Annotated in this window: 11 protein-coding genes; 5 read left to right on the forward strand and 6 right to left on the reverse strand. The window is 37.8% G+C overall.

The features are described 5' to 3' along the window. Window positions 1-551 precede the first annotated feature (551 nt). On the forward strand, window positions 552-1,892 hold the full coding sequence (locus PSPO_RS17395; RefSeq protein WP_096035306.1) for a hypothetical protein: 1,341 nt from the start codon (window positions 552-554) through the stop codon (window positions 1,890-1,892). A gap of 251 nt (window positions 1,893-2,143) precedes the next feature. On the opposite strand, the gene PSPO_RS17400 is transcribed toward PSPO_RS17395, so the two are convergent. Beyond that, window positions 2,144-2,998, reverse strand: coding sequence for a hypothetical protein (locus PSPO_RS17400; RefSeq protein ID WP_010559273.1), 855 nt, complete (start codon window positions 2,996-2,998; stop codon window positions 2,144-2,146). Between the two features lie 207 nt (window positions 2,999-3,205). Beyond that, window positions 3,206-4,015 (reverse strand): posphoenolpyruvate synthetase regulatory kinase/phosphorylase PpsR, encoded by an 810-nt coding sequence (ppsR, locus tag PSPO_RS17405; protein WP_010559272.1) that lies wholly within the window; start codon window positions 4,013-4,015, stop codon window positions 3,206-3,208. 382 nt (window positions 4,016-4,397) lie between these two features. On the opposite strand from ppsR, the gene PSPO_RS17410 reads away from it, so the two are divergent. Beyond that, window positions 4,398-5,297 carry a phytanoyl-CoA dioxygenase family protein gene (locus PSPO_RS17410; RefSeq protein ID WP_010559271.1) on the forward strand — a complete coding sequence of 300 codons (900 nt, stop codon included), beginning with the start codon at window positions 4,398-4,400 and terminating at the stop codon, window positions 5,295-5,297. 25 nt (window positions 5,298-5,322) lie between these two features. Here the strand turns inward: PSPO_RS17410 and PSPO_RS17415 are convergent, their stop codons facing one another. Beyond that, window positions 5,323-6,384, reverse strand: coding sequence for a hypothetical protein (locus PSPO_RS17415; protein ID WP_148665285.1), 1,062 nt, complete (start codon window positions 6,382-6,384; stop codon window positions 5,323-5,325). 661 nt (window positions 6,385-7,045) lie between these two features. Here PSPO_RS17415 and ppsA point away from each other — a divergent pair. Continuing rightward, window positions 7,046-9,418: a phosphoenolpyruvate synthase gene (gene ppsA / locus PSPO_RS17420; RefSeq protein WP_010559269.1), complete on the forward strand. Its 2,373-nt coding sequence runs from the start codon at window positions 7,046-7,048 to the stop codon at window positions 9,416-9,418. A gap of 93 nt (window positions 9,419-9,511) precedes the next feature. On the opposite strand, the gene ykgO is transcribed toward ppsA, so the two are convergent. Continuing rightward, window positions 9,512-9,655, reverse strand: coding sequence for a type B 50S ribosomal protein L36 (gene ykgO, locus PSPO_RS17425; protein ID WP_010559268.1), 144 nt, complete (start codon window positions 9,653-9,655; stop codon window positions 9,512-9,514). Next, window positions 9,655-9,906, reverse strand: coding sequence for a type B 50S ribosomal protein L31 (locus PSPO_RS17430; protein ID WP_010559267.1), 252 nt, complete (start codon window positions 9,904-9,906; stop codon window positions 9,655-9,657). The genes ykgO and PSPO_RS17430 overlap by 1 nt, the downstream gene beginning before the upstream one ends. A 241-nt stretch (window positions 9,907-10,147) precedes the next feature. On the opposite strand from PSPO_RS17430, the gene PSPO_RS17435 reads away from it, so the two are divergent. Beyond that, complete coding sequence (locus PSPO_RS17435) at window positions 10,148-10,750, forward strand: response regulator (protein ID WP_010559266.1); 603 nt, start codon at window positions 10,148-10,150, stop codon at window positions 10,748-10,750. 92 nt (window positions 10,751-10,842) lie between these two features. Beyond that, complete coding sequence (locus PSPO_RS17440) at window positions 10,843-11,418, forward strand: HAD family hydrolase (RefSeq protein WP_010559265.1); 576 nt, start codon at window positions 10,843-10,845, stop codon at window positions 11,416-11,418. 109 nt (window positions 11,419-11,527) lie between these two features. On the opposite strand, the gene PSPO_RS17445 is transcribed toward PSPO_RS17440, so the two are convergent. Further along, window positions 11,528-11,740: a PGPGW domain-containing protein gene (locus tag PSPO_RS17445; protein WP_010559264.1), complete on the reverse strand. Its 213-nt coding sequence runs from the start codon at window positions 11,738-11,740 to the stop codon at window positions 11,528-11,530. Between the last annotated feature and the right edge of the window lie 40 nt (window positions 11,741-11,780).

Consider the following 11,780-nt stretch of genomic DNA (forward strand, 5'->3'; position numbering starts at 1 on the left):
GTCTCACACCATCTATGATGCGCTCTGTTCATGTTTGTTACACGACAAAAATGAACCCAAACGTACCCCTAAATCAAACAATTTTTCATCTATTACTTAAATGTGAATACAAACGCTATGATGCATCGCTTCGCAGCTTGAGCAAGTGAAATCATGGGTGACTGATGTAACCAAACTTCGTGGATGAATTTTAAGGCATAACGGTTTGGTCAAAATGCACTTTTCATAGTTTGAGCACGACGAGGAAATAACCTTTGGATTTAATTATGTATCCGGCTGTAATGAGCGAATAACGGTCATTGATAAAATTAGTTTCAACATGCAAAATGCTCGACCTATCACCATGTTTTTCTCAAAGAATAAGTAAAAATGGAACCTAAACTTTGGTATCTCAGGGAGCGAGTAATTAATGGCAAAATTTTCATTTCATAAAGAACAATTCAAAACTAATGATCCGGTGTGGAAAGCAGAACGCGAAGCCTTATTTGAAAAGCTCTTACCCATAATTGGCAGTAGTAAAACAAAAAAATGCCACCTTAAAAAGGTACTTTTTGAAAGGTGAATGGACATTATATAGTGAGTATGATTTAGGTTTTAGTGAAAAGTTTTTATTGTTACCAGAGCCAAGTGTTCATTATTACTTTCAAGTGCTTAAAGAAATCCCTTGGGAAGAAGGAAAATTAGGGTTTAGAACAGGAGTATTAAACTTACTTTTGCAAGGGAAGTTACTCAATGAATTATCCTTTGAGCAATCATTAATTGAAGAACTTTACGCTACTTCTGTTGATGGACTGAAAGAATACTCAGAAGAATCAATAGAAATCGATGGACTTGTTCATAATCGCTTTCCATTTCATGTTGACCAATATCAAATGAGTGGTTTTTTTATGGGGTATATTTACGATTCGTTTGATTGGCTTACCCAAAAGCAGAATCAGAGTAATGTAGGTTTAGTCTACTTTATGCCCCATTGGTTTTCAGCATTATCGTATCTAAAATGGAAAGGGTTCACTAAAGGGGGAATGCGAAAATGTATTTTAGAGCTGTTCACTGTCATTCAACATTATATTCCTGAGCATAAAAGTAACCCTGCGGCAGCGCAAAAACAGTTATTTGTTGATGAGTTTAAACGCTGCGTTTTAGAGCATGGGCTCGTTAAACCAGAATTGATTGAAATCTGGCAAGAAGCAAGCGAAAACACCGAAGAAAAATGGGTTGAACATATTTATGAAAGTAACAAAAAAGATGACCCAGAAGCATGGTTAAGTTATGAATCAGGTGCCTTCACACCTTTATGCATTAGAGACAACAAAAGCATAGATAATCCTTGTGAAAAGATAGTGTCAATCTTAACATCAAATAACTTCGTCGATGCGAACGATGTTTTCTCTGTCAAGCGTATTGAACTTACCCACTTGCTCACTCCTGAGTGCTTAGCAGAATATCGCTCCTTTGGTATTAATACTGTTGAAGGTGAATTGACTCGGATTAAATTGAATGATCGTTTTGTAGGTACAGACAAAGCAGAAATCTATTTTGACATAATTAAAGTCACTAACTTGCCTAATGAAACAGCTACTGAAGTCCCAAGAGTTTGGTTGTTAGAAAGACCGGATAATCACTACGTAACTTTTATTGCTAGAAAATATTGTGCTAATAGAAGTTATCTGGTTGATGCCCTTAAATATGAAACAGGGTATCAATTAGTAAGGTATTTTGGTTATACCTTTGACCCTATTCGCCCTAGAGCATTACCTGTAGAACCTGGAGACTTTGCAAAATACTCAGAGCTTATGGTCCAACCTTTTTATAATTGCGATTATTTGCCCTTTGTTTTTGGTACAACAGCATTTCTCATTAACGCTAATGATGATTATGTTTATCTAAATTAAATCAATGAGGTCCGAGTCGTTGACTTAACCCTTTCCCAACGGCAGCTTCTGGCACAGAACCGTCCGTTGACTCTAACTCATAATTGTTCAAATATAAGTTAGATAAAAGTGTGTTATTCATTTTAATTTAAGAAAAAATATTGCATTTTAGCGGCTTTAATTGGCACACATACAACTAACAAATTTCAATCTAACAAAGCAAGTTAGGCGTTGTTAATACAATAAGACCCAATCGTTTTTTTAGATAGCGCTCATTCTCGCTGCGCATTAATAATATTTAAATTCTGTTTATCAACAAAAAAGCCGGCTTGTGTATAGGCTTTCTCAATTTCGCCTTGGTTTCGTAACATGTTTAATCCTTTTTCAAGGGCTAGGTATGCTTGTGAGCCAAGAGGGTGATTACGGCTTATAACAAAGTGACGACTGTCTTTTAGCTCTATTGCAACATTTGGCACGGGTACCAAATTGATTTTATCAAGCTTAAAGCTTTGGTCAGTAGTTGAATTAAATGGCATTAACATAAAGTCTACCCAACCAGTATTGACCATACGCGCCATACTGATCCACTCGTGTTCAATGACTAACTCTTTGAGCGGTAAATCTGAGAGCGTTTTCCAATCGGTGCGCCATTTTGGTGTTGATACCGCACTTAAACGTTTAAAGTCGCTCATTTGAGTTAAGCCAAGGGCTTTTTCTCGTCCTGCTTTAGTATAAACCCCAGCAATATATTCACCTTGACGGATTATGGGTTTGCTAATGTGCAAATATTTAGTTTTAGCATGTGCGTCAGATAACCAATAAGTATCGAAACTAATCGATAACTTGCCGGTTTCTAGCATGCGGGTATTACGAAAATTTACTTTACCTGGAATGTAATTGAAACTGTGGTTAAAGCCGCCTAACTTAAGCGCCTTTTGGGCAATTATCATATCGACTACATCGCGTCGAATTGCATTTCCATTAAAATTTGAGATTGTGGCAATGTCACGGCCATTAACAAACGTTTGATAATCCTTGTACACATCATCGCGAATGTAAATATCGATGACTTGAGCAAAGGCCAAACCATGGTTAAAAAGTAACAAGCTAAAAAGTACTGCGCGCATAGTCTCTCGCGGTTAGGTTAATACGCTCCTTATTTAACAAAATCCCTACACAGTAAATATGGCACAAACGACGTGACAAATGAATACACCATAAGATTGATACGGTATAAATCTACTTAAGATCATTGTCGACGTGTTTATGTGTATTGCACCTAAAACTTGTATGATTTTAGGTGCAATATATTAGAAGGTGTAATCCTGTACGTGCTAGTATTTGCGTCTTTCTAAACCGGTTTCGGCGAGGATTTTCGCGGAGATTTCTTCAACTGAAAAGTGTGTTGAACTTAAATGAGGGATTTTATTTTTCTTATAGAGCATTTCAGCTTCTCGCACCTCAAGGCGGCACTGCCTTAGCGATGCATATTTGCTGTTTGCCATACGTTCGTTACGAATTGCAGCAAGGCGCTCAGGATTTATCGTTAAACCAAACAGTTTCTTTTTGTGGTTTTTAAGCGCGTTCGGCAAACGCATCATATCCAAATCATCTTCAGTAAGTGGGTAATTAGCTGCTTTTATGCCGTATTGAAGTGCTAAATATAAGCTGGTGGGCGTTTTACCGCTGCGACTCACACCCACCAATATAATATCGGCTTCATCATAGTCTTTTAAATTGCTGCCATCGTCGTTTGCAAGTGCATAGTTAACGGCATCGATTCTGAAATCGTAGCTTTTTTCATGGATTGAGTGAGTTCGGTGTGTACGTGGTACAGGTTCAACGCCAATCGTGTCTTTTACTTGGCCGCTGTAAGCAGTTAAAAAATCAAAGCATTGGCCTTGTGACGATAATATGATGTCGCTCAACTGAGGATCAACAAAGGTAAAAAATACTAAAGGCTTTTCACCACTTACTTTAAATGCTTTATCTATTTGTAACTTAACTTCATATGCTTTTTGTTCAGTTTCAACAAACGGGATTGTGATGTGTTTAAATTCGACAGGAAATAACGACAAGGTAGCATGACCAAATACTTCACTGGTAATTGCGGTACCATCGGATATATAAAATGCGCTGCGCATAATAACCTTATTTTTTTGTTGTGAGAGCGCTTATATAAGAGCAAATAATTAAACACGACACAACATTGTGAATGTAGATATTAAAATATAACTACATTGAAAGAGAATATTTTCTAAAGCTTATTTGTTTACACTTGTTTAATTGATGATTAAATAGTTCTTTGTTCAAGTTTAATAAAATTATATAGTTACGCACATTATGGATCTAGAAATAAGGAAATCAATTAAGTGCTACTTAAAACTAAACTAAAAGAATCAATCGGTGTGGTGCTTGCTTTGTCTGTGTTTCTGCTTGCGCTATTTGGCCTCTTTGCATTAAGCCCATACATAACGATTTATGGCTCGGCGGCTATATTACTTTTAATGATCGGTCTTTTTAAATATGTTTAAACCTAGTATTGAAGTTAATACTGCAGTAAAAGCGAATGCGGTTGTTAAAGTTAATCCACTTTTAAATGACAAAATAATTGAGAAATTAAATACAAGTTTTGACGATATTTTCGCAAAACAAAAAGCAAGCAGACGCTATGTTGATGCGAAGCACATTCAAGAGCTAGGTCTACTTAATGATATATTTAACAAGGAAGTGTTATCACTAATTTACTCAATGTTTGACAAACCTGTACTCTATCACTGTCATGCATACGAAATTGATGGAAAAAATAATAAATCGCATATCTCATCAGGTAATTTTTTAAGAGGTTGGCACCGAGATGTAGATTGCAGGCACCGTCAATCGGATAAAAAGACGCAACATGTTAGCCTATTCGTTTATCTTACCGATGTAGGAGAGGCCGATGGCGCGTTTGAAATTTCAGATAAACCATTGAGTTTTTGGCCTTACCTTTTTAAGAGTTCGCGATACTATCGTTTAATAGGTCAAAGAGGCTTTTCATTCTTATTCAATCGAACAGCTGTTCACCGCGCTAGCCCTAATCGAATGAACAAACAAAGGCGTGTTTTAAAAATATCTTTTCAAGATTCAACTACAGTGATGCCACCGTTAAAAGCGACAATCAATTCTAATGATAAAAAAATTAGATTATCTAAGGTGTTGGAGACACTAGACCCTCAAGACTTCCTAGTGCGTTCGCTGTTTGGCGATAAAACAGTTGCAATAGATGACCTTCAACGTGCAAAAGACACTTTTCTTTTAACTTTAAACAAAGATGCAGTTTCATCATGCGAAAACTTTGAAATATCAGAGAAATTTAGTTTAGTAGACGAGTTTAGAGGTATCATAAAAGACTATAGATATTTAATACGACTTAAACTTCAATAGTTTTCTGCAATTGAATGCACAGCTGTTAAATATCAGGGATTCGCCAGCGCTGTACTTCGCGTGGCGAACAGATATGAAAAATGCATTTCGGTAATAGCTTTAGTACAAAAATCGCAGCAATTATTAGCATAAGCGCGTGATTATTTAATTGTAAAACGGCTGCTACGCAAAGCACTGAGAGTAAAAACCATGGCATAAATCCCATAATCCGTGATTTCTTGTTAACGCTGTGAATAAGGTGCGCGGGTAGATGTTGTGCGATTTGAGTTAATGCGTGATGTTTTAACCCGTAATTCATAAAGCTAAGTTTGTAGGCTCGATTTGCGGTTGATACCAATAATTTTTGTGAGGCATATTCACTTTCAATTGCGCTAATATCTGCGATATCAATTGCGTAAATATTAGGACGCTTAAGCTTGGCAATTAAATCGTCTAAAAACTCTTCTTGTTGATATAACTGAGCCAGCATTTTAGTTTGATGTTTTTCAAAGCGGATAACGATGATTTGCGAATGGGTTAACCAAATTAGTACATTGTCGTTGGTATTTAACCAAGAGTGCTTAGTATAAAACCCTTTGAGCAAGATATTTGCGCGAGTTCGAACAAATATCAGCATTAGCAGCGCGTGAAAAATTAAAAATACCGGCACAGTAATGACGGCGGTTTTAGTTAAATAATAAATAAGATGTGATTGCGCTAGTTGATTATCGATATTGCTCTTTAAGTTGTGCTGTTCGCCATTTTTTGCAATGTATATTGGAACCGACTTACCTTCACTCAAACTTGCATACACGTGCTGATCTACATAGGCATTTTTTTTAAACAGTGCGTTATTGATTTTTACACTGTAGGTAATTGCGAAAGCGGTATGAAGTCTTGCCCGGTGCAATAGCGTATTAAGCTTACTTGGGTTGTTATCAAGATTTACAATTGTTCCCTGTGCTAAATAGCCATTTTTTACCCAAGCTAAGGATTTCTTATGCCAATCTGCAAGGATTAAACTTATTAAAATGGTCGAGATGACAAAAGCGGCGCACGATGCCAAATGCACCATACGTTTTCGGTTGTAAAAGTCTGCGCGTCTCATTGCATATTCCATGTTTTTCAACTGCTTGCTAATGAATTATTTGTAAGGTTTTGGTGTATTTAAACGGCGACTCCTTTGCCGAAATACACGTTAACAGAAATGTTAAACCAATTAACATATCCTGACAAGGCACTTTAATCGTTGCTGTTCATGACAAACGTTACTCGCTTTAGGGTCGATTTACAGGCTCTAAAATATCAGTTCTTGGCATTAGAGCGAATTAATGTATTCGGAGGGGATAAGCCAAAAATAACCGAGTTGTGCTTATCGGGGGGGAGCTATTGGTTTTAATGCCGCTTTTGCTTCAAATTAGGGCTTTAAACACTTATTTAATATCATATTTAAAAAAAATTTATTGTTATGATTTATTCTAATTTTGCTATTGGCACCGGTGTCACTAGCATAAAAATGCAGTTTTAACGCATTTAAGGTTAATTTTTACTGTTTTTCGGGTATTTGTCCTTGATTTTGTTGTTTTTGCTCGCTTTACCTGGTTTGTTCATCTATGTAAAATCATGCTCGCTTTAAACGAAACCTTAATTCCTGCTACCCGTTCAAATTTATCGCAGATGTAATAGGCGTTCACATTTAGCAACTTGATGTTATCTCAACTAGGATTAGATAACACACTCTCACAACCTTTTGCTTATGGAGAATTTCCGTGCAATATATACTTTGGTATCAAGAACTTGGTATGAATGACGTACCACGTGTTGGTGGTAAAAACGCTTCCCTCGGTGAAATGATTTCTAACCTAGCAAACGCAGGCGTAACAGTGCCTGGTGGTTTTGCTACAACATCTGATGCTTTTAATGAGTTTTTAGACCAATCAGGCCTCAACGACAAAATCCACAATGTACTTGATACGCTTGATGTTGATGATGTAAACGAACTAGCACGCGTAGGCGGCGAAATTCGTCAATGGATTATCGATACACCTTTCCAAAGTAATTTAGATTCTGCGATTCGTGAAGCGTATGCAACGCTTCATGGTGGTAAAAATCAAGATGTTTCGTTTGCGGTTCGCTCATCAGCAACTGCTGAGGATATGCCAGATGCATCTTTCGCTGGGCAACAAGAGACTTTCTTAAACGTGCGCGGTATTGACGCAGTAATGGTGGCAATTAAGCACGTATTTGCATCGTTATTTAACGACCGTGCAATTTCGTACCGTGTTCACCAAGGTTACGACCATCGTGGTGTTGCACTGTCTGCGGGTATTCAGCGCATGGTCCGTTCTGATAAAGCCTCATCAGGTGTAATGTTTAGTATTGATACCGAATCTGGTTTTGAAGATGTGGTATTTGTAACATCAAGCTATGGCCTTGGCGAAATGGTAGTGCAGGGCGCGGTTAACCCAGATGAATTTTATGTACACAAGCCAACACTTGCGGCAAATCGCCCTGCGGTTGTGCGCCGTACGCTTGGTTCAAAAGCAGTTGAGATGATCTATTCAAGCGATGAAGCTCACGGTAAGCAAGTAGAAGTAGTGGATATTGAACAAACCCGCTCAAATCAATTCTCGATTACTGATGAAGAAGTAATGGAGCTTGCTAAACAAGCAGTGATCATTGAAAAGCATTATGGTCGCCCGATGGATATTGAATGGGCTAAAGACGGCAATGACGGCAAGCTATATATTGTACAAGCGCGTCCTGAAACAGTGCGTTCTAACGAAGACGCCAATGTAATGGAACGTTTTCAACTAAATGGTTCATCAAACGTGTTATGCGAAGGCCGTGCTATTGGTCATAAAATTGGTAAAGGCGTAGTACGCGTACTTAACTCAATTGATGAAATGGATAAAGTACAGCAAGGTGATGTGCTAGTAACCGACATGACCGACCCTGACTGGGAACCGATTATGAAGCGTGCTGCAGCGATTGTTACAAATCGTGGTGGCCGTACGTGTCACGCAGCAATTATTGCACGTGAGTTAGGTATTCCTGCTGTAGTCGGTTGTGGTAACGCAACTGACACCATCGAAAATAACGCAGAAGTGACAGTTTCTTGTGCCGAAGGTGACACTGGCTATATTTACCAAGGTTTACTTGATTATGAGGTATTAACATCTCGCGTTGATGAAATGCCTGAACTACCAATGAAAATTATGATGAATGTGGGTAACCCAGACAGAGCATTCGACTTTGCGCGATTACCACATGCAGGCATTGGTTTAGCACGTGTTGAATTCATTATTAACCGTATGATTGGTGTACACCCGAAAGCACTACTTAACTATGATGCTCAGTCTGACGACGTAAAATCTGATATTGATTTTATGATGGCAGGTTACGAAAGTCCGGTTGAATTTTATATCAGCAAACTTGTTGAAGGTATTTCGACACTAGGTGCAGCATTTGCGCCAGAGCGCGTAATTGTGCGTATGTCTGATTTCAAATCAAACGAATACGCGAATTTAGTGGGTGGTGAGCAATACGAGCCGGAAGAAGAAAATCCAATGATCGGATTCCGCGGTGCATCTCGCTATATTTCAGAAGATTTCCGCGATTGTTTTGCCCTTGAATGTGAAGCGATTAAACGCGTTCGCAACGATATGGGTCTGACCAATATCGAAATCATGATCCCATTTGTCCGCACATTAGAAGAAGCAGCACGCGTAATTGAGCTACTTGAAGAACACGGCTTAAAGCGCGGTGAAAACGGCTTAAAAGTAATTATGATGTGCGAGCTGCCATCTAATGCATTATTAGCAGATGAGTTCTTAGAGTATTTCGATGGTTTCTCTATCGGTTCTAATGACTTAACTCAGTTAACGCTTGGCTTGGACCGTGACTCTGGATTAATTGCTCATTTATTTGACGAGCGTAATCCTGCGATTAAAAAGCTATTAGAAATGGCGATTCAAACAGCGAAAGCAAAAGGTAAATATGTCGGCATTTGTGGTCAGGGTCCGTCAGATCACGAAGACTTTGCAGCCTGGCTTGTGGATCAAGGTATTGATTCTGTGTCGTTAAACCCAGACACAGTGCTTGAAACTTGGCTATACCTAGGTGAGAAGCACGCTAAATAAATTGTATTAACCAGTTCCTTTAACTGATATGTCATCAGTATAAAGCTGACAAAACAAAAGGCGCTCAATGCGCCTTTTTTTCATTTCATAATGCTATTTTTTCTTTTTGCCTTTGCCCTGTACTGCTTTAAAACGTGGGTTTGATTTACAAATTACAAATAAACGACCGCGACGCTTTACGATTTGGCAATCAGGGTGGCGTTTTTTCGCGCTTTTTAATGAACTTAATACTTGCATTATTTGCTTCCTAATTTACCAAAACGCTTATTGAACTTAGCAATACGGCCGTCAGATTGAGCAGCGCGTTGCTTACCTGTGTAAAACGGGTGCGATTCACTCGATACATCTATCGCTACATAAGGGTATGTTTTACCTTGATAATCGATTGTGCGATCGGTTTTGATGGTTGAACCAACTAAAAAATATGCATCTGCTGCTGTGTCGTGAAAAACCACTTTTCCGTAATCAGGGTGGATACCAGGTTTCATATAAGCTCCAATTAATATGTTACAACATCACGTAATATAAATTGTTATAACATAACAATCAATAGTTAATGCAAATAATTATCAATAAGTTTAATTTAAAATAAAATACATAATGTTATGTATAAGTTTATGTATTAACTAGACTAACAGTTAGGCATTACTTTAAATAATATAGATAAGATACGCTTTGTCTTTTTATGTGGATTTGCTTTGACATATTAAGCGCTCAATAGGGACACCCATGTTTACAAAAATAGAAGGCACTTTGTTAGCGCAACTAATCAATGACGCGATCGATTTATCACGTGATGAACTGCAACAACCAAAGAATGTAAATGATAAAGAAAAGCTTGAAACAGAATTAATTCAGTTAGTGTCGTGCTTTAACAAAATTAAGCATGATCTACAAAAGTTACAACCAAGTTCCGATGGTAATGCCTCAAAGTACAAAATCTTAATCGTTGATGATGTTGAATCAATGCGAGTGGTAACCACAAGTATGCTCAGAAAGTTAGGTTTCGAGCATATTAAAGAAGCAAATAGCGCTGAAAGTGCGTTAATTAAGTTGAAAAAAGCGGTAGCAGAAGACGATAAGTTCGATATCGTAATTACGGATTGGGAAATGGATGGAAAATCAGGGTTAGATTTGTTACGAGAAATTCGTTTAGACGCAAACATGTTAGAAACAGCAGTGTATATTCTTACTGGTCATGGAGAGCAAAGTCATATACTTAAAGCAATTAATGCAGGTGTTACTGGCTATATTTTAAAACCATTAAACTTTCAGGTATTCAGTCAAAAATTAAGCGCATATTTGCCGAAAAAAAATACTGAAATGACTTAAGCGTGTTTGTAAGTGAAAAATACCTCGTAAAATGATCTGCAGATTCGTCGTGTTTGTATAAACTACGGTGTTTGAGTTTACTTTGGGATTTTATGAAACATATCAAAGGCGTAATTTTCGATTTAGACAGTACATTAGTTACGTGCAGTTTGTGCTTTAAAACAATGCGAAAGGAAATTGGCTGCCCATCAGAACAAGATATTTTGCAGTTTGTTGATGCGTTAGAAGAGCCTAAACAGTCTTTAGCAAATCACACAATAAAACGTTTAGAACTTGACGATGCTCATAGTGCAAAGTGGATTGAAGGGGCAGAGCACTTCGTGCAGCATTTAATCAATAAAAACTATCCCACCGCGATTATTACGCGAAACAGTGTTGAAGCAAGTTCTATAAAAATAGCCAACAATCAAATACCAATCGAAACCGTAATAACCCGCGAAGACGCACCGGCAAAGCCCGATCCTACGGCGTTACTTATGCTGGCTGAAAAGTGGAATATTGCCCCCGCTAACTTGTTATACATAGGGGATTATCTTCACGATATTAACATTGCTAAAAATGCAGGTGTGGAAAGTGCACTGTTTTGCGAGTTTGAAACACCAGACTATGCGCATCAAGCAGATTATGTATTTGAGACCTACGCTGAGTTAATGAAGCGTTTCGCTTAACTTAGCGATCAGTTATAGATGAGTTTAATGTTAGATGGATTACAGTGCGAGCCGCTAAGCTGCTAGTTTAGCGAGCAGCATGAATGTATGTTTTAAAACCGATTTTAACTTAACGCCTTGCTAATTTTTTATCGATAAACTGGCAAGATGATTTAAGTGCTTTTTGAAAATGGCTTAAATAGCGCCTTGCCCAAGGATAGTAAAACGCCAATAACAGTAAACCTGCAATAAAAAAGATCAGTGATGGGCCTGGCACCACCATAAAAAGCAAGCCAAGCGCTAGAAACATTACTGCAAACACATGGTTTATCATTTTTTTCATCTGTAGCATCCTAAACGCATAAATTTACGTATAAACACGA

The organism is Pseudoalteromonas spongiae UST010723-006, assembly GCF_000238255.3.
GTDB classification, from domain to species: domain Bacteria; phylum Pseudomonadota; class Gammaproteobacteria; order Enterobacterales; family Alteromonadaceae; genus Pseudoalteromonas; species Pseudoalteromonas spongiae.